Origin of the sequence: Roseateles sp. SL47, from assembly GCF_026625885.1 — a bacterium.
Lineage (GTDB): Bacteria > Pseudomonadota > Gammaproteobacteria > Burkholderiales > Burkholderiaceae_C > Roseateles.
This window is the reverse complement of record NZ_CP113068.1, coordinates 3,980,761-4,005,023: the sequence shown is the minus strand read 5'-3', so window position 1 is coordinate 4,005,023 and position 24,263 is coordinate 3,980,761. Positions and strand designations below refer to the sequence as shown.

At 66.3% G+C, this 24,263-nt stretch carries 17 protein-coding genes; 4 read left to right on the top strand and 13 right to left on the bottom strand.

The features are described from left to right. Positions 1 to 54: 54 nt before the first annotated feature. The 6 genes from OU995_RS17665 to OU995_RS17640 all read right to left on the bottom strand — a co-directional run bounded on the left by OU995_RS17665 (position 55) and on the right by OU995_RS17640 (position 6,472). Entirely contained in the window at positions 55 to 534 is a 480-nt protein-coding gene (locus OU995_RS17665; RefSeq protein WP_267831319.1) for an Hcp family type VI secretion system effector, read from the bottom strand. A gap of 174 nt (positions 535 to 708) precedes the next feature. Further along, on the bottom strand, positions 709 to 2,208 hold the full coding sequence (tssC, locus tag OU995_RS17660) for a type VI secretion system contractile sheath large subunit (RefSeq protein ID WP_267831318.1): 1,500 nt from the start codon (positions 2,206 to 2,208) through the stop codon (positions 709 to 711). Positions 2,209 to 2,249: 41 nt separating this feature from the next. After that, a complete protein-coding gene (tssB, locus tag OU995_RS17655; protein ID WP_267831317.1) occupies positions 2,250 to 2,762 on the bottom strand; it encodes a type VI secretion system contractile sheath small subunit in 513 nt (170 codons plus the stop codon). A 75-nt stretch (positions 2,763 to 2,837) separates the two neighbouring features. Then, positions 2,838 to 3,863, bottom strand: coding sequence for a type VI secretion system protein TssA (gene tssA, locus OU995_RS17650; RefSeq protein ID WP_267831316.1), 1,026 nt, complete (start codon positions 3,861 to 3,863; stop codon positions 2,838 to 2,840). Between the two features lie 121 nt (positions 3,864 to 3,984). Further along, on the bottom strand, positions 3,985 to 5,772 hold the full coding sequence (locus OU995_RS17645) for a hybrid sensor histidine kinase/response regulator (protein ID WP_267831315.1): 1,788 nt from the start codon (positions 5,770 to 5,772) through the stop codon (positions 3,985 to 3,987). Between the two features lie 58 nt (positions 5,773 to 5,830). Next, positions 5,831 to 6,472 carry a response regulator transcription factor gene (locus tag OU995_RS17640; protein ID WP_267831314.1) on the bottom strand — a complete coding sequence of 214 codons (642 nt, stop codon included), beginning with the start codon at positions 6,470 to 6,472 and terminating at the stop codon, positions 5,831 to 5,833. Positions 6,473 to 6,980: 508 nt separating this feature from the next. On the opposite strand from OU995_RS17640, the gene OU995_RS17635 reads away from it, so the two are divergent. Together OU995_RS17635 and OU995_RS17630 are read left to right on the top strand one after the other, a co-directional pair. Then, positions 6,981 to 8,402 (top strand): glycoside hydrolase family 53 protein, encoded by a 1,422-nt coding sequence (locus tag OU995_RS17635; RefSeq protein WP_267831313.1) that lies wholly within the window; start codon positions 6,981 to 6,983, stop codon positions 8,400 to 8,402. A gap of 89 nt (positions 8,403 to 8,491) precedes the next feature. Then, positions 8,492 to 11,122, top strand: coding sequence for a TonB-dependent receptor (locus OU995_RS17630; protein WP_267831312.1), 2,631 nt, complete (start codon positions 8,492 to 8,494; stop codon positions 11,120 to 11,122). A gap of 125 nt (positions 11,123 to 11,247) precedes the next feature. On the opposite strand, the gene OU995_RS17625 is transcribed toward OU995_RS17630, so the two are convergent. The 7 genes from OU995_RS17625 to OU995_RS17595 form a co-directional block, all read right to left on the bottom strand. Further along, complete coding sequence (locus tag OU995_RS17625) at positions 11,248 to 12,279, bottom strand: glycoside hydrolase family 53 protein (RefSeq protein WP_267831311.1); 1,032 nt, start codon at positions 12,277 to 12,279, stop codon at positions 11,248 to 11,250. 88 nt (positions 12,280 to 12,367) lie between these two features. Continuing rightward, the gene (locus OU995_RS17620) at positions 12,368 to 13,402 is read right to left on the bottom strand and encodes a galactose-1-epimerase (protein WP_267831310.1); all 1,035 of its coding nucleotides are present in this window, start codon (positions 13,400 to 13,402) and stop codon (positions 12,368 to 12,370) included. Continuing rightward, entirely contained in the window at positions 13,399 to 14,289 is an 891-nt protein-coding gene (gene malG, locus OU995_RS17615; protein ID WP_267831309.1) for a maltose ABC transporter permease MalG, read from the bottom strand. Before malG ends, OU995_RS17620 begins: the two co-directional genes overlap by 4 nt. Before the next feature lie 21 nt (positions 14,290 to 14,310). Then, complete coding sequence (gene malF, locus OU995_RS17610; protein WP_267831308.1) at positions 14,311 to 15,864, bottom strand: maltose ABC transporter permease MalF; 1,554 nt, start codon at positions 15,862 to 15,864, stop codon at positions 14,311 to 14,313. Beyond that, positions 15,864 to 17,189 (bottom strand): maltose/maltodextrin ABC transporter substrate-binding protein MalE, encoded by a 1,326-nt coding sequence (gene malE, locus OU995_RS17605; protein WP_267831307.1) that lies wholly within the window; start codon positions 17,187 to 17,189, stop codon positions 15,864 to 15,866. Before malE ends, malF begins: the two co-directional genes overlap by 1 nt. After that, entirely contained in the window at positions 17,183 to 18,340 is a 1,158-nt protein-coding gene (locus tag OU995_RS17600) for an ABC transporter ATP-binding protein (protein ID WP_267831306.1), read from the bottom strand. Before OU995_RS17600 ends, malE begins: the two co-directional genes overlap by 7 nt. Before the next feature lie 3 nt (positions 18,341 to 18,343). After that, complete coding sequence (locus tag OU995_RS17595) at positions 18,344 to 20,785, bottom strand: beta-galactosidase (RefSeq protein ID WP_267831305.1); 2,442 nt, start codon at positions 20,783 to 20,785, stop codon at positions 18,344 to 18,346. A 338-nt stretch (positions 20,786 to 21,123) separates the two neighbouring features. On the opposite strand from OU995_RS17595, the gene OU995_RS17590 reads away from it, so the two are divergent. Beyond that, positions 21,124 to 23,145 carry a beta-galactosidase gene (locus OU995_RS17590; protein WP_267836294.1) on the top strand — a complete coding sequence of 674 codons (2,022 nt, stop codon included), beginning with the start codon at positions 21,124 to 21,126 and terminating at the stop codon, positions 23,143 to 23,145. A 59-nt stretch (positions 23,146 to 23,204) separates the two neighbouring features. After that, complete coding sequence (locus tag OU995_RS17585; RefSeq protein WP_267831304.1) at positions 23,205 to 24,260, top strand: UDP-glucose--hexose-1-phosphate uridylyltransferase; 1,056 nt, start codon at positions 23,205 to 23,207, stop codon at positions 24,258 to 24,260. The last annotated feature ends 3 nt before the right edge of the window (positions 24,261 to 24,263 follow it).

Here is a 24,263-nt window from a genome sequence, read left to right as displayed (position 1 = left end):
CGCCCACCCGGCCACTGCGTGGCCAGGTGCTTGTCAGCGCAGCAAGTGCGCGGATCAGCGGGTTGAGGCGGCGGCGACGTCCCAGCCGAACTTCACCGCGCCACCCAGTGCGCCCTTTTCGTTCTGGGCCTTGTATTCGAACTCGATGTCGGCGTAGCTCAGCGAGACGCTTTCCGAGATGTCACCACCGCTGCTGGCGGACGGCGACACCGAGGTCACCAGCACCTGCTTCAGCGTGACCTTCAGGAAGTCCTGCTGGCCTTCACCGGCCTTGCGGCAGGTGATCACGGCGCTGTCGAAGTGCTTGCCGCTGGCGCAGGCCTTGGCCAGCACCGGGGAAGCCTTGTCGTAGAAGTGCGCGAACACCAGTTGGCCGGGAATGGCCTTGCCCTTGCCCGAACCACCACCACTACCGGCGGTGCTGTCCTGGCGGCAATCCCAGGACCAGGCGAGCAGATCGATCTCGCCCTTGTGGTCCTTGTGGGTGGATTCGCCGTCAACACCGGCGAGTTTCAGATTGGCGTCGATCGTCATGGTGGGTCTCTCCTTGATGGACTCGTGGTAACCGACCCCGCTTCAACGCATGCGGGGCCGCAAAAACGGGCCGGTGGCCCGGAACTTATCAGCCGGTGGGCCTTCCGGCCCTCCCTCGGTGATGCGTGAAACGGATGGGAGCTGCCCAGTCTTGGGCGTCTCCAGGCACTGTGCTTACTGGCCCTTCTGCGACGGCAGCTTGGACACCAGCCGCAGCGACACCGTCAGCCCTTCGAGCTGATAGTGCGGACGCAGGAAGAATTTGGACGTGTAGTAGCCGGGGTTGCCAGGGATCTCTTCCACCAGCACTTCGGCAGCGGACAGCGGCTTCTGCGACTTGGTGATCTCCGACGAATTCGCCGGATCCCCGTCCACGTAATTCATGATCCATTTGTTCAGCCAACGCTCCATTTCGGCACGCTCCTTGAAGGAGCCGACCTTGTCGCGCACGATGCACTTCAGGTAATGCGCGAAACGGGTGCAGGCAAACAGGTAGGGCAGCCGCGCCGCCAGGTTGGCATTGGCGGTCGCGTCCGGATCGTCGTATTCCGCAGGCCTTTGCAGCGATTGCGCACCGATGAAGGCGGCGAAGTCCGAATTCTTGCGGTGCACCAGCGGCATGAAGCCGTTGTGGGCCAGCTCGGCCTCGCGGCGGTCGCTGATGGCGATCTCGGTGGGGCACTTCATGGCCACACCGCCTTCATCCGTCGGGAAGCTGTGGGTGGGCAGGTTCTCGACCGCACCACCCGACTCCACGCCGCGGATGCGGGTACACCAGCCGTAGTTCTTGAACGAACGGTTGATGTTGGTGGCCATGGCATAGGCCGAATTGGCCCAGGTGTAGGCGTTGTGGCTGCCGCCGCCGGTGTCTTCCTCGAAATTGAATTCCTCCACCGGGTTGGTCCGCGCGCCGTAGGGCAGACGGGCCAGGAAGCGCGGCATGGTCAGGCCGATGTAGCGCGCGTCATCGGATTCACGCAGCGAGCGCCAGGCCGCATATTCGGGCGTGCCGAAGATCTTGGTCAGATCACGCGGGTTGGCCAGTTCCTGCCAGGAGCTCATCTGCATGGCCGACGGATTGGCCGCGGCGATGAACGGGGCATGGGCGGCTGCGGCCACCTTGGCCATTTCACCCAACAGCTCGACGTCCGGCGGGCTGTGGTCGAAGTAGTAGTCACCGACCATGGCGCCGAACGGCTCACCGCCAAACTGGCCGTATTCCTCTTCATACACCCGCTTGAACAGCGGGCTCTGATCCCAGGCCGTGCCCTTGTAGCGCTTCAGCGTCTTGCCCAGCTCCTGCTTGGAGATGCTCATCACGCGGATCTTGAGCTGCTCATCCGTCTCGGTGTTGCTGACCAGGTAGTGCAGGCCGCGCCAGGCGCTTTCCAGCTGCTGGAACTCCGGGTTGTGCAGGATCAGGTTCAGCTGCTCGGACAGCTTCTTGTCCAGCTCGGCAATCATCGCCTCGATGGAGACGATGACATCGCTGCCGATCAGCGAGGTTTGCGACAGCGCCTGCTGGGCCAGGGTCAGGACGGCCTGCTCGACGGCGGACTTGGCCTCGTCGGTCTTGGGCTTGAATTCCTTGTTCAGCAGCTGGGCGAACTCGTTGCCTTCATACGAGATGCCCTGCAGCGCAGCGGAGGATTGGGCGAGTGTGTCTTCGGCCATGGTGGGGTGCTCCGGAGTCTTGATTCAGTGCGCGGCTGCGATCACTGTGCGTCGGTGCCGTCGGCGGGTTTCTGGGCGGACGCCAGGGACTTGAGCAGCGCTTCGTCCTTGACCACCTTGGCGATCAGCTGTTCCGCGCCGACCTTGCCATCCATGTAGGTGATGAGGTTGGCCAGTTGCTGACGCGCTTCCAGCAGTTGCTTGAGACCGTCCACCTTGCGGGCCACGGCGGCCGGCGAGAAGTCATCCATGCTTTCGAAGGTGATGTCGACCATCAGGTTGCCTTCGCCCGTCAGGGTGTTGGGCACGTTGAAGGCCACACGCGGCTTCATCGCCTTCATGCGGGCATCGAAGTTGTCGACATCGAAATCCAGGAACTTGCGGTCCGCCACCGGGGCCTGCGGTTCGTTCGGCTTGCCCGACAGGTCCGACAGCACGCCCATCACGAAGGGCAGCTGGACCTTCTTCTCGGCGCCGTAGAGTTCGACGTCGTATTCAATCTGCACGCGAGGTGCACGGTTCCTGGCGATGAACTTCTGGCTGCTGGTGGCCATGGTCTTACTCCTGATGAAAGACGTCGTCGTGGGCGTCGAAATGGTTCTTTTGAAGGGAAGGAAATTCGGGACGCATCACTCACTGGTACCGGCCAGGCGTTCAATCTCGCGCAGGCCATCCGGCACCAGGTCGCGAATGATGTCCATGAAGTTCTTGCTCATCAGCCGCTGGGCACGGCGGATCAGCAACGGGGCGGGGTTGCTGGGCTCGTTCAGCTCGATCCAGTCGCACACGCGCTGCAGGGCCCGCATGGCGTCTTCACGGCTGGCAATGACCCCGGCGGGCACCACCACCCGGGTGGCGGACGCACCGGGGGAGGCGTCGAGGCCTTCCCCGGCGGCCGACACGTCGTCGGCTGCGGCCACCGTGCCACCGCCGAGTTGAGCAGCCAATTGAGCGAGGGGCTTGAGGACACGGATCAAGGGGGAGAAGTCCGGTCCCTGAGCAACGCCCAGGTGCTGTTCGATGATGTCGGAGATGGCCTGGACGGTGGTGACCCCCGCCTGCAGGCGTTCCAGCAGGGCCGGTTCTTGCGCGGCGAAGGCGCTGAGGCCTTCCTGCAGGCCTTGCGGCGAGGGGGCCGATTCATTGGGGCCGGGGTCGGCATTGCCAAACGCCAGTTCCACGTCGCGCACGCGGGGGCCGCCGCGCTGACCGGTGAGGCTGGCGGCGCGCAGGTCGGCCAGGCCGCCATCGCCGCTGGCCAGGGGCAGCAGCGCATTCATGCGCATGGTGGGGTCGTTGTTGTCGCTGGCGTCCAGTTGGGGGTGAACGTGGTGCCAGTGACGGTCCAGCAGGCCGTGGATGAGGGTGAGGCCTTGCAGGGCGGCCTGGAGGCCTTTGAGGCGGGCGCCGCTGCGCACCAGCCAGACGGCCAGGCGCAGGTCGCGGCTGCGCTCGGCCAAGGCCAGGGCCTGTTCCCAGACCTTGATCCAGTCAGGTTCCTCGGCGGGGATGACCGTGTCGCCATACTGCTGTTCGGCTTTGCCTTCGCCTGCGGTCTGCAGCGCCAGGAAGGCAGGGTCGTATTCCAGGTCGGGGCCACAGGGGGCGTCGTCCTGAAGAGGGCTCAGCAGATGATCGAGTTCTATATCAGCCATTGCGTCCGGCGTTTTCTTAACGACCGGACTCTAGAGATAGGTTTGAATCTGCGCAGTGGTCGAAAGTCACATTGCTCAAAATTGAGGGTTGAAACGCGGCGCGCAAGCCGCGTTTCAACCCTCAGGCCACCATGCCGCGCAGGGCGTTGAAGAGCTTGCGCGGTTGCAGGGGCTTGAAGAGCACGGTGTGGCCACTCTCGGTGGCGCGCCGAATTTCTTCCTTGCTGGTGTCGCCCGTGACCAGAATGGCGGGCACATCCAGCCCATACACCGTCCGTACGGCGCGAATGGCATCGAGGCCATCAGGGCCATCACCCAGATGCAAGTCGGACAGGATCAGATCCGGCGGTTCCGGGCGCTCACGCGCCACCCGCTCGGCATCTTCGGCATGCGCGGCCACCTGCACCTCGTAACCCCATTCCTCGAGCAGCACTTTCAGACCCTCCCGGATCGGCTCCTCGTCGTCTATCACCAGCACCGAGCGGGGCTCGATCACCGACATGGGAACGGTGTCGGCCGCGCCAATGACATCCTGCACGGCATGCAGTTGCCTGACGGGAATGCTGAGACGGAACATGGTGCCCCGCCCCGGCCGGGAGGCCACCATCAGCCGGTAGCCCAGCAAATGCGCCAGCCGCTTCACAATGGCCAGGCCCATGCCCAAGCCCTGGGTGCGACTACGCTCGCCGTGGCCCACCTGATAGAACTCGGCAAAGATGCGGGGCAGGTCGGCCGGTTTGATGCCGATCCCCGTATCCCACACTTCAAGGTTGATGTTGTCCGCCGTGCTGCGGGCCACCACCACGACGCCGCCTGTTTCGGTGTACTTCAGGGCGTTCTGGACCAGGTTGCCCAGAATCCGCTCCAGGAGTTGCGGGTCGCTGCTGACCGATTTCCCCCCCGGCGCCAGACGCAGGCCCAGCCCCGACGCCTCCGCCTGGCCGGCATAGTGCATGTGCAGCCGGCGGAACAGGTCGCGCAGGGCAAAGTGCTGGATGTTGGGTTCGACCGTGCCGGCGTCCAGGCGGGAGATGTCCAGCATGGCATTAAACGAACGCTCCAGCCCCTCGATGGACCGCATTACGTTGCGCACCAGGGGCTCTTCGGCACTGCCCTGCAGGCGCCGCTCCAGGGTGGCTGCAAACAGGCCCAGCGCATGCACTGGCTGGCGCAGGTCATGGCTGGCAATGGCGAGGAAGCGGCTCTTTTCCTGATCGGCCCGCACCGCCTCGTCCCGCTCCTGCTCCAGCAGGTTCACGCGGTCATCACGCTGCATCACCCAAAGTTGATTGCGGTGCCAGCGATGCTGCTCCAGCAGCGCCAGTCCCGCCACCGCCATGGCCGCCGCAAACCAGGCCGCGCCCTGCAAGGGACGCTCCAGGGCCCCGTCCAGCACCAGCCGCGCCAGCCCCTCGGACGCCGGCAACAGGGCAGCAGCCGCCGCCCCTCGGCCCATGGGCGCGAGCAACACCGCCAGCACCGTGGAAGCCGCCGCCAGCAGCGGGCCCGCCAACGGCGCACGGGCGCCCGGCGTTTCCGCAATCCAGGGATGCAAACTCAGCAGCAGCAGACAGCCCGCCCCCTGCAACAGCAGCAGGCGGCGACCCTTGCGGGGATCGAGGGAACTGCGCACCGAGGGACGTGCGAGCCGGTGCGACATGTGCCGCGCCGTCCAGACACAGCCGGCCGCCAAGGCCGCCACGCCGCTCAGCCAGAGCATCAGCCCCGGAGACAGATCCCGGCGGTTGATGGACACCAGCAGCGGCAAAGCCACCGCCGCAAGCAGCCAGGGCCAGTGCGCCCAGGCCTCATCAAAGGCCGCATCTTCCAGGCGGCGAACAATGGCGCGGCGCTCGTGGCGCCGGCCCTCCTGCGGGTTGTCATCCCCGGCGCGACCGGCCACCGCCACGAACTGACTGGCCCCGGCAGACTCCGCCGACCGTCTACGCTTTCGCTCAGCCAAGGAATCAGCGGAACAGACTGATCATGTGCGAGCGCGATTTCACATCCAGCGCCAGCAGCAGAGAGGACACATAGTTCTTCACCGTGCCCAGCGAGAGTTGCGTGGAATTGCTGATCTCCTGATTGCTGCAGCCGGAGAGCACCAATTCCAGAATTTCCAGATGACGCGGGCCCAATTCGGCCACACGGTCATACATGGCCGAGGACGGGAAACGCGGAAACATCGACCCAGGCGGGCCGGACCGGCGTTGCTCCGCCAACAGCGCACGCAAGGTGCTGCGCATCTCGGACATCAGCGCGCCCTTGGGCAGATATCCCACCGCCCCCATCGCTCGCGCCTGACGGACCACAAATTCATCCTGTGTGCCGCTGAAGACCACCACCCGCGCCTGCGGATAGGCCTCCATGAACTGACGCAAACCCTGCAAACCCTTGCAATCACCCAGGTTCAGGTCCAGCAGGACCGCATCAATGCCCTGCCCGTCTGCATGTTCACCATACTGCTGCAGCCCCTCCTGCAGCGAGCAGGCTTCCACCCAGTCGATGGCAATCTCATCCAGCGATTGATAAAGAGTACGAATGCCCGCGCGAACCAATTCATGGTCATCCACGAGCAGCACGCGACGCGTGACAGTCATGTTGGACATGGCAAAGCCACCATTTACAGAACCCGCAAAATGGCGGAGATCAGTCATACCTTCCATAGGGCCCCCCCTTGAGCGATGTACCCAACTCCGGTTTGCACATCGCAACCCCTCTTGCACCGGAGACGGGCGCATCTTAGGCCGGTGGGGGGGTAAAGCACCCCCTAAGAAGGGGGAAGTCCGAAGGGGGAACAACGCAACAGTTGTTACGGTAAGTTGTTACGACACGCGACTCGCACAAAGCCCCCTCCCCCGGGGGGCTTGACCCGGCCGGGCAGTTTTGCGGGTCGGCTCTGGACTGCCTGCGGCCCCTGCCACCGCGCTCCACGGGAGCGAGCCCCAGAACGGTGCACCCCCCCCGAATGTGGCTTTCCAGCCCTTCCGGGAAACCCCTCAATGGTGCGGGAGGGCAAATCGTGGACACTAGCAACAGGTTAAGCGATTAACCTGAGATGAAGCCCAAGCACAGAAGAGCGTGGTTCTGCTGGACCACCGCCGGAGCGAGACAACCTTGAGCGACCGCCACCTGATGACCGATGCGTCCCCTGCGCACCCTTCCCCTGCCCCCGCCAACCCGGGGCGCCGTCGCCTGATGCTGGCCGGTGGCGCCGCGCTGGCCAGCCATGCCCTGCCCGCTCTGGCGGCAGACGGGCTGGCGCCGCCTGCAGCCCTTTCCGGCACTGCTTCTGGAACAACTGCTGGTGCGACTGCGGGCGCCACAGCGGCCGCCACGGCATCCGCACCGGCCGCTGTGGCGTCCGCGCCCCTCTGCCAGGCCCCAACGGCCACCAAGTACGCCAAATCCTTCATCCTGGGCGCTGATGTCTCCACGCTGGACGTGGTGGAACGCGGCGGCGCCAGGTTTTCCACCGCCGACGGCCGGAGCGGCACGGCCTTGCAGATCCTGCGAGTGGCCGGCATCAACTGGGCCCGGCTGCGGCTGTGGCACACCCCGGTCAATGCACGTGACGTGGTGGAAGGTGAGCGCATCATTTCCCGCCACGGCGACCCGGTGGGCGGCGGCAACAACGGGCTGGAAGTGACGCTGGCGCTGGCCAAACGCATCCGCAAGCAAGGCCTCAAGCTGCTGCTGGACATCCACTATTCCGACTTCTGGACCGACCCCGGCAAGCAGGCCAAACCGGCCGCCTGGGCCAAGCTCCACGGGGCCGAATTGCAGGCTGCGGTTGAACGCTATACCTCGCAAGTGCTGACGGCCCTGCATGACCAGGGCACCGACCCCGACATGATTCAGGTCGGCAACGAAATCAACGGCGGCATGCTTTGGCCGGACGGCAAGACCTGGCGCGAGACTCCGGACGAAAAGATCGGCGGCGAGCAGGCATTTGTTGAACTGCTGCGGGCCGGCATTCGCGGCGTCCGCGCTACCGATGCCCTCCGGGGCAGCCGCCTGCCGGTCATGCTCCACCTGGCCCATCAGGGCGACGGCAAAAGCGGCGAGATGTTCCGCGGCGTGTACGACCAGTTCGAAGCTGGCAAGCTGGATTACGACGTGATCGGGCTGAGCTGGTACCCCTATCACCACGATGGTTTCGAGGCCCTGCGCACCAACCTGCGCGACCTCTCCGACCGCTACCGCAAACCGCTGGTGGTGGTGGAAACCGCGTATGGATGGCGGCCGGACCATCCAGTCGGCGGCCCCACCGTCTTCAATGAAGAAGGTGCAAAACGCGGCGGTTACCCCGCCACGCCGGAAGGCCAGGCCGCCATGCTGCGGGATCTGGTGCAGGCCGTGGCTGCCGTGCCGGAAGGCCTGGGCGTGTTCTGGTGGGAACCCGCCTGGCTGGACGTTCCCGGCGCGGGCTGGCGCACCGGTGAAGGCAATGCCTGGGCCAACCAGACCCTGTTTGACGCCAACGGTCGGGCGCTGCCCGCGCTCAAGGCGTTCCGGGACGCCGCGCCCTGCCCCTGACCGGACCTCGGCCCTCCCCCTTGTTGAACGCCCCCTTTCCCCGGCCCCACCACACCTAAAACGAGTTACCTCAAGTTTCGGAGACAACCATGACCGCTTCCCTCACCCGCAACAGCACACGGCCCCCCCTGGCCCCGGTGGCCCTGGCCTGCGCCGCGCTGCTGAGCCCCTTGGCCGTCCTCGCCCAGGAAGCGGCTCCCGCCTCCGGTGACAGCACCAAGCTCGACACCGTGGTGGTGCAAGGCCAGCGCTCCAGCCTGATCCGTGCGCAGGACATCAAGCGCAATGCCGAGCAGGTGGTGGACTCCATCGTGGCGGATGACATCGGCAAGTTGCCGGACGCCAATGTGGCCGAAGCACTGCAGCGCATCACCGGCGTGCAGATCTCCCGCAACCGCGGCGAAGGGGATCGGGTGCAGGTGCGTGGCCTGCAGCAGACGCAGACGCTGCTGAACGGCCGGGTGATCTTCACCGCCGGCAAGGAGCGTGGCCTGTCGTTCCAGGACGTCCCGTCCGAGTTGCTGGCCGGTGCCGACGTCTACAAAACCCCGACCGCCGATCTGATTGAAGGCGGCATCGGCGGCGTCATCGACCTGCGCACCCGTCGCCCGTTCGACTTCGCCGGCTTCAAGCTGGCCGGCTCGGTCAAGGGCACCCGTGCCGAACTGGCGGACAAGAACAATGCCGAAGGGTCGCTGCTGGTGTCCAACCGCTGGAAGCTGGATGCCGGTGAATTCGGCGCCCTGCTGAGCCTCTCCACGCAAAAGCGCGAATACCGCTCGGACACACAAGAGCTGGACAACCCGGCCGCCCTGGCCGACGGCTCCGGCGTGGTGGCACCGCTGGGCAACTGGCTGGCCTATGAATTCGGCGAACGGGACCGCAAGGCGGCCAGCGCCGCGCTGCAATGGCGCCCGGACGGCCGCAGCGAATACACGCTGGACCTGACCCACACGCAGCTCAAGAGCCGCACCGACGTCTACGGCCTCTACGCCTCGCCGTTCTGGGCCAACTACAGCAGCACCGCCAACCAGGGCCAACTGTGGCCCAACGGCGAGATCAAGACCGACAGCAACGGCCATTTTGTGTCCGGCACGTTCTGGGGGGCCAGCATGAGCACCTCCAGCTCGGTGGCGGATGAAGACACCCGTATCGACCAACTGTCGCTGGCCGGCAAGTGGAAGGTCGCGGACGCCGTGGTGCGCAGCGACATCAGCCACACCCGCAGCAAATTCGACCGCTTCTATCAGGAAGTGCGCCTGGGCACCTTCTCCGACGACCCGGCCACCTACACCTTCGACCTGAGCACCAAGCTGCCCTCGGCCTATTCGTCGACCTCGCAGCTGGACAACACCGCCAACTACTGGGCGGACAAGACGCTGTACTTCCGCATCAAGAACACCGGTCGTGAAACGGCCTGGCGTGCGGACGTAGACAAGCCGGTGGATGCCGGCATCCTCACCAAGGTGCGTGGCGGTGTCCGCATCAACGACCGCCGTGCCGAAAGCGCCGAGATCAACACCATCAACGACATCTGGATGTTCGGCCTGTCCGACATTCCGAGCGTCGGCCTGCTGCCCTACAACAACCTGCTGAAGGACGCCGGCAGCGGCAACATTCCTCGCCAATGGCTGGGCGTGACCGACACCAACTGGCTGCGCAATGCCCAGGCCGTGCGGGACACCTTCGACCTGTCGGTGCCGACCTTCGACCCGGCGCAGACCTTCAACTACCGCGAGCGTGGCGGGGCCCTGTATGGGGCGGGTGATCTGGACACCAGCCTGGCGGGCCTGCCGCTGACCGGCAATGTTGGCCTGCGCGTGGTGCGGACCAAGGTGGACCGCGCCTACACCAACCTCAGCGCCGAGCGGGTCAATCTGGACAAGACCGACACCGACTGGCTGCCCAGCCTGAACCTGCGCCTGGAACTCCGCCCGGACCTGCAGGCCCGCCTGGGGGTGTCGCGTGTGGTGACACGTCCCAACTTCGACCAGCTCACCCCCAGCCTGAGCCTGAACGTCAACGACCAGACCGCCTACCAGGGCAATCCAGAACTGGAGCGCCTGCGCGCCAACCAGGTCGACACCACGCTGGAGTACTACATCAGCAAGAGCGACAGCGTCTATGGCGCGGCGTTCTACAAGGATGTGCAGGGCTTTATCCAGAACAGCGTGTCGCAGGTGTCGATCAACGGCACGACCTATTCGCTGTCCACGCCGACCAATGGCCGCGACGGCAAGATCAAGGGGCTGGAAATCGGCTACCAAGGCTTCTTCAACCAACTGCCGGGCTTCCTGCGCGGGCTGGGTCTGCAGGCCAACTTCACCTTTGTGGACAGCGAAGCGCCCAGCTCGATCAATGGCAAGACCGGTCCGCTGGAAGGCTTGTCCAAGCGCAGCGCCAACCTGGTGGGCATGTATGACTACGGCGACTTCTCGGCCCGTCTGGCCTACAACTGGCGCAGTGAATATGCGGTCGGTTCGCGCCTGAGTTATCCGAGCAATGACGGCGTCACCGCCCTCACCCCGGTGACGATGAAGGGTTATGGCATGGTCGACGCGTTCATCAGCTACTCGCTGACCGCCAAGATCAAAATCGCGCTGGAAGGCAACAACCTGACCAACACGGTACGCCGCAGCTACTTCAGCGACTACAACCTGCCGCGCGGCACCTATGCCGACGGCCGCCGCTTCGCCATCAGCGTGCGCGCGGAACTGTGAGGCAGGGAGGCGTTATGCGCCTCTGATTGCCCGGTCTTTTACCGGGTCATTTGCCCGGTCATTGCCCCATCAAAAAGCCCCCGGCTGCTTCCAGCTCGGGGGCTTTTCTCATTCACCGTCAGCGTTCAGAACGGATCCAAAGCACTCGTGAACCGCCCGGAACCATCCAGCGCGCCCCAGGTGTAACCCTGCCAGCCCGGATAGGCCTGCGGTTCCCAATACAGCACCCCCAGCCCATTGCTGCCCAGGGCCGACACCCGCGTCAGCACATCCGACAGCATCGCCTTGGACGCCGTCGCCTGCTGCCAGTCCATGCCGGTTTCCGCAATGATCACCGGCTTGCCATAACGCGAGACCATGTCCGACATGTTGGTCGACAACTGTGCATTCAACGTGCTCCAGTTGGACGAGGTCGGGTAATGCGACATGCCAATCACGTCGTACTTCGCACCATTGGACTTCATGCCGTCGAAGAACCAACGGAACAGCGAATTGTCATAACCATTGGACAAATGCAGCACCACCTTCGCGCTGGGAAACACCGCTTTGGTGGCGTCATAGCCGCTGTTGATCAGCTGGACCAGGTTGGAGAAGCTACTGCCCGAGGCCTTGCCGGTGGGCCACAACATGCCGCTGTTGATTTCATTGCCGACCTGCACGTAGTCCACGGTCACGCCATTGGTCTTGAGGTAGCTCAGGATGCCCTGGGTGTGTGAATACACATCGGTGACCAGTTGGCTGAGGCTGTGGCTGGCCCAGGCCGATGGCGGGTTCTGCTTGCCCGGGTCCGCCCAGCTGTCGCTGTAGTGGAAGGTCAGCATGATCTTTTGGCCCTGCGCCACGGCGCGCTTGGCCTTGTAGAGCGTGTCCGCGCCATCACACCAGCCGCCGCTGGGGTTCACCCACACCCGCAGGCGGATGGTGTTGACACCCAGGTCCTTCAACAGCTTGAACGGGTCGGTCTTGGTGCCGGCGCTGTTGTAGAAGCTGTAGCCGGAGGATTCCTCCTGGCTGACCCAGCTGACATCGGCGCCCTTGACCAGCGTCGCCGCCAAGGCCGGCATGGCCACCAGCCCGCTAGCGGCAACGGCACCCACAGTCAGCCCTTTGAGCCCCGTCTTGAGGGCCTCACGTCGTGTCCACAGTCTCTTCTTCATTCCCTTGTCTCCTTTGCTTGGTTGTGGTGGGGGGAATTCGGATGCAGACGGCCCTGAACTTCAACGCTGGACGTTCAGGGCCGGAGCTTCATGGTCTGAAGCGGTATCGGATGCGATGGGCCCACACGGCGCCTGGCTTCAGCCAGCAGTCCGGCTGCGGCCACTCCGGGTGGTGCGGGCTGTCCGGCAGGTATTGCGGTTCCAGCGCAATGCCGCTGAAAGCCGGCCAGCGCGGGTGGCAGCCCTGGGTGCCGCTGCCAAGGAACTCACCGGTGTAGACCTGCAGCGCCGGCAAGGTGGTGAACAGATCCATGGCCAGCAGACCGTCGGCGGATTTCAAGGTGGCTGCTGCCCGCGCCATGCTGGCAATGCCCTCTTCCAGCAGGAAGGCGTTGTCCAGCGCCTGGCCGATCACTCGCGAGCCACGGTAATCCCAGCGCCCGGCCTGCGCTGTGTCCACCGGCTCGGGCGCGCCCGTGGGCAACCCGTCCGTGTCCACCGGCAGCACGCGCGAGGCGGTGACCTGCAGGCGCTGCCGGCGCACATCCTGGTCGTCATGGCCGTCCAGTTGGAAATACGCATGGTTGGTCAGGCCCACCGGCGACGCGCGGTTGCCGCCCAGCCGGGCGCGATAGTCGATCTCCACGACATGGCCCGGCAGCAGCCGATAGAGCACCTCCACCGCCAGATCGCCGGGAAAGCCCTGGTCGCCGTCGGCGGAATGCAGGCCCAGGCGGATGCGATCGTCCGCCAGTTCCAGCAAGGTCCATTCACGTTGATGGAAGCCGCCCGGGCCGCCATGCAGCTGGTGATTGGCGCCAGGTTCGGTCGCAAGGGTCCAACTGCGGTCGTCCTGACGCAGGCGCTGGCCGGCAATCCGGTTGGCCCAACGGCCGACCGTCGCCCCCACATAGGCCCGATTACGACGCTGGGAATCCAGGTCATCAAACCCCAGCAGCACCTCCCGGCTGGAGCCGTCCCGCAGCGGAACGCGGCAGCCGACCCAGCTGGCCCCCAGGCCCAGAATGCGGATCTGGAGGCCGTCGCGGCTGGTCAGCGTCCAGGCGTCGGCCGCATCGGCGCAGCGGCGGGCCGGCATCACCGGGCTGGGGGTCGCGTTCATTCCTTCACCCCGCCCGCCGTCAGTCCGGCCACCAGCCAGCGCTGCATCAGCAGGAACATCAGCGTCAGCGGCAAGCCCGCCAACAAGGCCGTGGCGGCAAAGTCGCCCCACAGATAACGCTGGTTGAACAGAAACAGTCGCGAGCCCACGGCCAGCGTCAGTTGCTGCTCGTCGTGCAGCAGCACCGAGGCCACGGGGTATTCAATCATGGCGCCCAGGAAGGCCAGCACAAACACCACGGCCAGCACCGGTTTGGCCAGCGGCAGCAGCACCAGCACAAAGGACTGCCAGCGACTGGCGCCATCCACCGCAGCGGCCTCTTCCAGATCGGGCGGAATGCTCTCGAAGTAGCCCTTCACCAGCCAGATGTGCTGGGCCACCGCGCCGGTGTAGGCCAGTGCCAGGCTCCAGTGGCTGTTGAGGCCCAGCCAGGGCACCCAGTCCCCCAGGCGGTCGAAGATGGCGTAGATGGCCACCAGCGCCAGGACCGACGGGAACATCTGCAGCAGCAGCATGGCGGTGAGCGTGCCGTCGCGCCCGGCAAAGCGCATGCGGGCGAAGGCATAGGCACTGGTGACCGACAGCACCAGGCACACCGCAGCGCTCACCAGCGCCACCTTCAGCGAGTTGAAGATCCATTGCAGCACCGGGAACGGCGGCGCGGTGACCTTGCCCTGCGCATCCACCACCGGCAGGCCCAGGGCCAGACGCCAGTGCTCAAAACTGATCTCGCTCGGGATCAGGCTGCCGCCAGCAAAGTTGCCGGGCCGTAGCGAGATCGAGACGATCATCACCAGCGGCAGCAGGCTCAGCACAATGAACACCAGCAAAAATGCATGCAAGGCCAGCACACGCCAGCGTTGCGAGGAGGTCATCACCATCGGCATGTTGGTCCTCTTCCGTGCGGCTCAGCGCCGCACCGTCTTGGCGCCACCGAAGAAGCGCAGGTTCACATAGGCCAGCAGCGCCACGATGACAAAGACGATCGACGAGATCGCACAGGCCAGCGCATAGTTCTGGCCGCCGTCATTAAAGGCGATGCGGTAGGTGTAGGACGCCAGCAGATCGGTTGCACCCACCGGCACCACCGTATCCAGATAGTCCGGCGCGCCTTCGGTCAGCAGCGCAATCAGGGTCAGGTTGTTGAAGTTGGCCGCGAACGACGCCACCAGCAGGGGCGCCATCGGCCGCATCACCAGCGGCAGCGTGATGCGGAACAGATTGGTCAGCGGCCCGGCACCGGCCAGGGCGGAGGCCTCGTAGAGGTCTTCCGGAATCGCCTTCAGCAGCCCCATGGCCAGAATCATCATGTAGGGGTACCCCAGCCAGGTGTTGACCGTGAGCACCATCGCACGCGCCAGCGTGGCATCACTGAACCAGCCGGGGCGCACCCCGAAGAGCAGGTCCAGCACCAGGTTGATTTCACCGAGGTTCTCGTTGAAGAGCCCCCGGAACACCGGGATGGAGATGAAGGCCGGCACCGCATAAGGCAGGAACAGCGCAATGCGGTAGGCCGAGCGGCCTTTGAGCGCCGGCCAGCTGAGCGCCACCGCAAAGAACAGGCCCAGGGCGAAGGTCAGCAGCGTGTTGAGCGTGGCGAAACTCACCGTCCAGGCAAACACGCGACCAAACGGCTCCAGGAATTGCCGGTCCCCGAAGATGCGCCCGTAGTTGGCCCAGCCGACGGTCGTGCGGAAACCCGGCTCCAGCGCATGGCCGTGCGCATCCCGCCACACGCCTGCATCATGGTCGGCGGTGAGCAGGCTGCCGTCGCGCAGGTCGACCAGATGGTCGGTGTCCTTGGCGGCAAAGCGTGGTTTCTGGTCGTTGATGCGATGCAGGCTGGACAGGCGCCAGCGGCGGTCGTCCGGTGTACGCAGCACCAGCTCGCGCAGTTGCGGCAGCAGTTCAACCACGGCGCGGCTGTGCAAACGCTCGGCACTGGGGACCGGCGCAGAAGCGGATTCCGCCGGAGGCACAGCGACCAACGCCAGGCCTTGAGGAATGTCAGCCAGGCTGAACGGCTCACTGCGCCAGCGCTGGCCGTCGTCGTCCACCAGGCTGGCGGCATAACGCTCATGGCCCTTGCCGCCAGACGCCGCCGGCTGCTTCCACAGGCTCAGGTCCATGCCCAGACCCTCACTCTCGGTCTGCTGCAGCAACACCTCGGTGGCGCGGGTGAACGACAGCAAATGCGAAGAGCTGTAGTTGGTGAAGCCAATGGCCAGCGTGAAGCCCATGGGCAGCACGATGAACACGGCCACCGCCAGCACACCGGGCGTGACATAGCGCCACGCCTGCAGACGCTTGGACAGCTGCAGCAGCACCAGCAGGCCGGCCAGGGCCAGCACGGCCATGGCCCAGGCAGCTTCATGGCCGCGCAGCAGTTGCTGGCAGAGGAACAAAAGGCCGAGGATGGCCAGAACATTCAGGCCATGCAGGCCCCAGCTCAGCGCGCGCATCAGCGGACCTCCCCGGTGGCAGCGGCGCCCGGCGCCCCAGCCCCCTGCCCCGCCACCCGCCGGGCGGCGCGTGTCAGGCCCTCGTCCACGCCTTCACGGCCTTGGGTAATGCTTTGGACGGCGGCATTCATGGCGGTCCAGAATCGTGCCATTTCCGGAATGTTGGGCATGGGTTCCCCCTGCAGCGCGGCAGCGGCAGTACCGGCCGCCAGCGCATCGCCCTGCAGTTCGGCCAGCAGCGACTGGTTGGCCGGCACGCCCAGCGGCACATGGGCCTGCATGGCCCGCAGGCCGTCCAGGCTGAGCAGGTAGTTCTCGATGAATTCGGTGGCCAGCAGCGGTTGGCGGCTGGCAGCGCAGACCATGGCCCCCAGCACACCCACCATGGGTCGGCCCGGTCGGCCTTGCAAGGCGGGCAGCGGTGCCGCGGCGACCCGCAGGCCGCTCTTCTTCAGGTTGTTCCAGCCCCAGGGGCCGTTGATGGTCATCGCCACGCGGCCCTCGTTGATGGCGGCCTCGCTTTCGGCATAGGTGGCCGTGCGGGGCACCACGCCCTCGTCCACCAGGCGCTTGAGCAGGTTCATGCCCTGCCGCGTGCCCGAGGTGTCGATGCCGTTGCGGCTGGCATCCCAACTGCCGTCCTCACGGCGCGCAAATGCAAAGCCGCCGCCCGCCGACATCAGCGGATAGGTGTAGTAGAACTCGTTGTAGGGCCACATGATGGCCCGCTTGCCTTGCGGACGCAGGCGACGGTCCAGCTCGAAGACCTCGTCCCAGCTGCGCGGAATGCGTGGCACCAGGTCGAGGTTGCAGATCAGCGCCACGGTTTCGATGGCCATCGGATAACCCCAGGTGCGGCCGCCGATGCGCCACGGGGACCAGGCGAGCGGATTGATCTGCTCGCGCAATCGCCGCGACGGCGCCACGGGGCGGATCAAGCCCGACGCCGCCCAGCCGCCTGCGCGGTCATGAGGCCAGATCCAGACGTCCGGCCCCTTGCCGGCTGCGGCGGCCTGCTCGAATTTGGAGACGCCGTTTTCGGGATGCTCCACACGGATGGGGATGCCGGTGTCGCGGGTGAAGACCTCGCCGATCTTGACGATGCCCTCATACCCCTTGTCCCCGTTGATCCAGACACGCAACGGTTCCTGCCCGGCCAGCAGGCGAGCCGATGCCGTGCCGGACAGCGCCGTCAGGCCACCGCCCAGGCCGAGTTGCAGGCCCAGGCCGAGACCCGCGCGCAACCACTGCCGGCGGTCGCCGGTTTCCGCAGCGGCGGCGTCGGACCGCTCACCCAGCCCTTGGTCATCCTCCGCCATCAGCATGTGGCGACCTCTTCGTGCAGACGCGGCACCGCGTCGCCGTGGCGATCAAACAGATGCACCTCATCCCGCAAAGCGGCCACCGGCAGGGCATCCCCCACCTGCGGCGTGGCCGCGCCTTCCGGCAGACGCAACACCAGCGCGCCGCCCGGGCCCGCCAGATAGGCCAGGCTCTGGTCACCCAGGTGCTCCATCCATTGCACCTGGCTGGAGAGCGTTTCCGTCAAGCGGGGATCGCTGCCGGTGGCTGGCCGCAGATGCTCGGCACGGATGCCCAGTGTCACCGCCTCGCCTTCGGCCAGGCCGTCCGGACGCATCGGCAGGGACAGCACGGCCCCGTCTTGCAGGGCCACATGCACGCCATCGGCACCGCGGGCACGGACAGTCGCCGGCAGGAAGTTCATGCGCGGTGAGCCCAGGAAGCCCGCCACGAACAGGTTGCGGGGCCGGCGATAGAGCGCCAGCGGTGCGCCACACTGGGCCACGCTGGCCTGCGGTTCGGTCGCGCCGGGGGGCGGTGGCTGCAGCAGCACCATGCGGTCGGCCAAGGTCATGGCCTCCACCTGGTCATGGGTCACGTAGATGGAACAGGCACGGCCCTGGCTGCGATGCAGCCGGGCAATCTCCAGCCGGGTCTGCTGGCGCAAGGCCGCATCCAGGTTGGACAAGGGCTCATCAAACAAGAAGACGCCCGGCTGGCGCACCAACGCGCGGCCAATGGCCACCCGCTGCCGCTGGCCCCCGGACAGCTCCCGGGGCTTGCGTTGCAGCAGATGCTCGATCTGCAGCAGGCGCGCCACTTCCTCGATGCGCTGGCGCGCCTCCGGCTTGGGCACACGCGCCAGCCGCAGCCCGAAGCCGAGGTTGTCCGCCACATCCAGATGCGGATAAAGCGCATAGCTCTGGAACACCATGGCCACATCGCGCTCACCCGGGGCCAGTTCATTGACCCGGCGGCCGCCGATGCGCAACTCGCCGCTGGTGATGGTGTCCAGGCCGGCAATCATGCGCAGCAACGTGGATTTGCCGCAGCCCGACGGGCCGACAAACACGCAGAACTCGCCTTCAGCAATGTCCAGCGACACTTCATGCACCGTGGGCACACCGCCCTCGACATAGGTCTTGCCGATGCGATCCAGTTGAACCGATGCCATGGCTCAGCCCCCCACCAGCGGACGCACCGCATCGGTACGGGCCAGGCTCAGCACCGCAGAACGCAGGCTGGCGCCCGCGCCAGCCGCCCGAGCGGCCGGCTCCAGGAACACCGGCAGGTCCGCCGCGATCGGCAACAGACTCAGCTCGATGCGCGGCACGGCACCGCCATCCAGCCAACGGTCCAGCGCAATCTGCCAGCGGCTGCCGTCGCAGAAGCGGTCATCCACCAATTGGCCGTCGATCCACAGCCGGGCCACGTCGCCCACCAGGTCCAGGGTCAGCCACAGGCGCTGGCCCGACGTGGCCCGCAGCGCCTCCAGCGCCTGCGGGGGCAGCGTCAGCGTCCAGCGGGCGGCGGCGCGGTGCGCGTCTTCATCGGGCACCAGCGGCACCGGGCCGTCGCGCCAACTGATGTGCGGCCCCCATTGAATCGCTGGCGCGTCGCCGGCCGGTTGTTGCAGTGGCGGCTGCAGCGTCCAGTGCAGCGCCGGTTCGGGGGCCCAGGTCCAGTATGCCCAGGTCACACCGGCCAGATGGCGTTCGCCGGTCAGGCCGTCGGCCGGGTGGATGCAAAGCCGCCCGCTGTCGGTCGCCGGGCGCTGCAGGAACAGCGTCTGCCCGTCCGCGTCGAGGAAAGCGGGATGGCTGCTGCTGACCAGGCGCTCACGCCCGCCCAGGCGCATGCGCTGGGACAGGGCTGCAATCGTCTGCGACAGCACCAGCACACGATGCGTCAGACCGTCGGAGGTGATCAGCTCGATCAACTGGGGAGCATCGCTGGGAACCAGTCGCACACGGCGCGCACCACCTGGCAGCGTCTCCACCGTGGCGCCTTCGGCCTTGAGGTCGGCCAGGCCCTGCCCGTCCACCAACACTTCGGCTTCAATGCCATCAATGGCAAAACCGACCCAGGTAACGCCACCTTCGGCATCGGTCCAGCGTGTCAGCGGCTGCACGGTGGCCTGGCGCATCCGCAAGGTGCCCAGGCGCTGGCCCACCGGCCAGATGAAAGCCATGCCGGGCTGCAGGTCCACGGTGCCCGTCGACGGCAGGCGCAGCGCCTCGCCCTGCTGCGGCTGCAGCAACCAATGCTGACCGGTCTTGGCTGGAAGCGGATGGTGGCGCACATGGTGGTTCACGAACACAAACCCTTCCATCGAGTCCGCATCCGCACCCACGGCACGCACCGACACGCGGGCCTGCTCACGGTCGGCCGGGTCCAACGGTCCGGCTTCCGGCAGCACGGCGACCAGCGGCGCGAGGGTGTCGCCGAAGGCCTGCATGAACTGATGCAAGAGCCGCAACCGGCCCCATGAGGGACGCACCTGCCCATACTGGCCCAGCGGCGCGTGGAAGTCATACCCCCACTGCGGCACGTCGTTGGGGTAGCCGCTCGCCTGGGTCTCGTTCAAAGGACCTGTCTCGCAGACCGGGTTGGTGCCCCCGTGGTACATGTAGTAGCCATAGAGATTGGCGCCGGACCCCAACTGCACCAGGGTGGTGGCGTAGACGTCATCGGTGCTGATCACCGGGCGGCGGTGATAGCTCTGATGCATGCCGCCGCCCGCTTCGGCCAGGCAGAACGGATAGTGTTCGGTGTCGATCAGGCCTGCGGCCGGGGTGCCGTCCACATTGCCCATCTCGCCGATCACACGGCGGGTGTTGAACAGGAACACCCCGGATGGCGGCAGCGCTTCCCGCGAGCCCTGCCAGAAACCGTCCGCATAGGCACCAGACACCGGCAGCACTTCGGTGGGCGGAATGTCCAGCGTCGGCCAGCCGGTCACGGTGTAGAGCGGCACGGTCATGCCAGCGTCGATGGCCAGACGCTTGAGTTCTGCAATATGGTCCTTGCCCGCGCCCGGACCGGTGGAGCCGTATTCGTTCTCCAGCTGCAGGCCAACGATGGGGCCGCCGTCGCACCAGAGGCGGCCCTTCACCTGCGCGCCGATCTGGTCATAGAAACGCTTCACATGGCCCAGATAGACCGGGTGGTTGCAGCGCAGCGGGCCGGTGGCCGGCAGCCAGTCCGGAAAACCGCCCAGCCGCACTTCGGCATGCACCCAGGGGCCCGGCCGGAGATACACCAGCAATCCGGCTTCTGCGGCCAGATCGATGAAGCGCGACAGATTGCGCTGCCCGTCCCACAACCATTGGCCTTCATAGGGCTCATGGTGGTTCCAGATCACATAGCTGGCGACGATATCCACGCCGCCGGCCTTCATCTTGGCCAGCTCCGTGGCCCATTCCTGCTCGGGAAAACGGCTGTAATGAAACTCGCCCATCACCGGCATCCAGGGCTGGCCATCCAGGCTCAGATAGCGGCTGTTGACGTCCAGGCGACGGGTGGGGTGCTGGAAATGACCGAGGTTCAGAAAGCCGACTTCGGGCGCAGCCAGGGTGGTCGGCACAGGCACGACCACCGGGAAAGTTGTCTCACTCACGTTTTTTGGGCTGCCCCCAGGGGTGGGATCGGCAGGTTAAGCGATTAATTCAAAAGAGTAGACCTAATGAGCGACCGGGGGGCAATGCGGGTAACCCCCAAGAACGTCGTGCGCCCAAGGCCCGGGCCACCCGGCTGCGGGGCCCATCCTTCCTGGGCATGCGGCCATTGCGATTCTATGCGGCCTCGCCGTCCTGCCGGCCCGGACTGTCGTGGCGAGACTCCGGCTGTACCCTGGTTGTCGTTGACATCGCCCAACGCGCTTGCTCCAATCGAGTTAATCGATTAACTTCCTTTCATCTACCGCCTGTGAGCCCGACCTCCACCGCGACGCCGCCACTGCGCCTGGGCGTGTGCTATTACCCCGAGCAATGGCCGCGCGAGCGCTGGGCCGATGATGCACGCGCCATGCGTGAGCTGGGCCTCTCCACCGTCCGTATTGCGGAGTTCGCCTGGTCCCGCATGGAGCCTGCCGAGGGCCAGTTTGACTGGCAGTGGCTGGATGAGGCCATCAACACGCTGGCCGCAGAAGGCCTGAAGGTCATTCTGGGCACCCCCACCGCCGCGCCCCCGCAGTGGCTGGTGGAGGCCCATCCGGATGTGCTGCCGCTGGATGCCCAGGGCCGCGTCAAGCCCTTTGGCGCCCGCCGCCATTACTGCTTCTCCAGCCCGTCGATGTGGACCGCCACCCAGCGCATCGTCACCGCCATGGCGCAGCGCTACGGCCAGCATCCCGCCGTCATCGCCTGGCAGACCGACAACGAATACGGCTGCCACGACACCACCCTCTCCTACAGCCCGGCCGCGCTGGCCGCATTCCGCCGCTGGCTGGCGCAGCGCTACGGCACCATCGAGGCCCTCAACGAGGCCTGGGGCACAGCCTTCTGGGGCGTGCAGTTCCTGAGCTTTGAACATGTGGGCTTCCCGGTCGGCCAACCCACCAGCGCGCTGCCCACCCATGCACTGGACTTCCGGCGCTTCACGTCGGACGAAGTGGTGCGCTACAACCGCATGCAGGTGGACCTGCTGCGCCAGCACGCCCCCGGCCGGCCCGTGCTGCACAACTTCATGGGCCTGTTCGGCGAGTTCGACCATCACGAGATGGGCCGTGACCTGGACATTGCCGCCTGGGACAGCTACCCGCTCGGCCACATCGACACCGCCGCCACCTTCGTCACCGAGGCTGAGCGCCAGCAATGGGCCCGCACCGGCCACCCGGACATCAGCGCCTTCCATCATGACCTCTACCGCGGCATTGGCCACGGCCGGATGTGGGTGATGGAACAGCAGGCCGGCCCAGTGAACTGGGCGGACTGGAACGCCCTGCCCTTGCCCGGCATGGTGCGCGCCTGGACCTGGGAAGCCTTCGCCCACGGGGCGGAACTGGTGTCGTATTTCCGCTGGCGCCAATTGCCCTACGGCCAGGAGCAGATGCATTCCGGTCTGCACCGGCCCGATGGGCAGCGGGATGTCGGCGGTGAGGAAGCCGCCGTGGTGCGGCGCGAGATCGACCAGGTGCTGCAGGCCGCCGGCCCCGAAGCACTGGAGACGGCGCAAGCCCAGGTGGCCCTGGTGCTGGACTATCCGTCCTTGTGGATGGGCCAGATCCAGCCGCAGGGCAAGGACATGGCCGGTTTTGGCGTGGCCATCCGCTACTACTCGGCGCTGCGCCAACTGGGCCTGAACGTGGACGTGGTCGGCCCGGAGACGGACCTCTCCGCCTACGCCCTGGTGGTCGTACCCCAAGCCCTGCATGTGTCAGAACGGCTGGTGGAACGCCTGGAGGCGCATCGCGGCGTGATCGTCGCCGGCCCGCGCACTGGCAGCAAGACGGAGCGCCTGACCATCAGCGAGCCCCTGCCCCCCGGCCCCTTGCGGCGCTGGATGCCGGTCCGCGTGCGCGCGGTGGAGTCGATGCGTCCGGGGCGCCGTTATGCGGTGCAGACCGGCGATGGCCACACCTGCGGCCAGGCCTCGCAGTGGCGGGACCTGGTGGAGCTGGAGACGTCTGCCGAAGGCATGGAGGTTCAAGTGCGCGAGCGATGCGAAGACGGCTGGCCGGCCCGCGTCACCCATGGCCGCGTCGATCTGCATGCCATGCTGGTGGACGACCGCCTGCTGCTGACCTGGCTGCAGGACGCCGCCCAGCGCGCCGGCCTGCACAGCATGGCCATCAGCGCACAAGCGCCGGGCCTGCGGCTGCGGCGCCGTGGCGCCCTGCAATTCGCCATCAACCACGGCCCCGGCGACGCCACGGTGCCGCTGCCGTCGGGTGTTGCGCTGCTGCTGGGCAATGCGACACTGCCGCCCGGCGGCGTGGCAGCCTGGCTGGCGCCCCACGCTCCGCACGGGACGCGTTGACCCTCATTCCCTCGGCACGTCATGTGCCGTAAGGTTCCGCCCCTTATCCTTGCAACACGATGTCCTTCGACCGCAACCAACACTCTCACCGCCGCTACAACCCGCTCGCCGGGCGCTGGGTGCTGGTGTCCCCGCAGCGCAGCCAGCGCCCGTGGCAGGGCCAGACCGAAAGCCCGGATACGGACGTACGGCCCTCCCATGATCCGTCCTGCTATTTGTGCGCCGGCAACACCCGCATCAATGGCGAGAAAAATCCGGACTACACCGGCACTTTCGTTTTCGACAACGACTTTGCCGCGCTGATGGCCGATGTGCCGGCGCCGGACGGCCTGGGCGCCGATGCTGAAGGCGGCCTGTTCCAGGCCATGCCGGCGCGGGGCACCAGCCGGGTGATCTGCTTCTCCCCCGACCATAGCCGCAGCCTGCCGGAACTGGACACGGCCGCGCTGCAAGGTGTGGTGAACATGTGGTGCGAGCAGAGCGAAGAACTGGGCCAACGTTGGCGCTGGGTGCAGGTGTTTGAGAACAAGGGCGCGATGATGGGGTGCTCCAACCCTCATCCGCATGGCCAGATCTGGGCCTGCGACTTCCTGCCCGAGCTGCCCCACCGCGAAGACGAGCAGCAGCGTGCCTGGCTGCAACAACGCGGTGAACCGATGCTGCTGGCACTGGCCCGAGCCGAAGCCGAGCATGCGGAGCGTGTGGTGGTGCAAAACGACGACTGGCTGGCCATCGTCCCCTACTGGGCAGAATGGCCGTTTGAGACCCTGCTGCTGCCGCGCTTCCCGGTGCAGCGCCTGCAGCAGCTCACGCCGGCCCAGCGCACCAGCCTGGCCCTGGCACTGCGGGAGCTGACCACCCGCTACGACAACCTCTTCCAATGCAGCTTCCCCTACTCCATGGGTTGGCACGGCGCCCCCAGCGGCCCGGATGCCCCTGACGGCGCCCATTGGCAGTTGCATGCCCATTTCCATCCGCCGCTGCTGCGCAGCGCCACGGTGCGCAAGTTCATGGTCGGCTTTGAGCTGCTGGCCGAATCGCAGCGTGACCTCACGCCCGAGCAGGCCGCCGCACGCCTGCGCGAGCAATCCACCGTTCACTACCGCCAGCGTTGAATT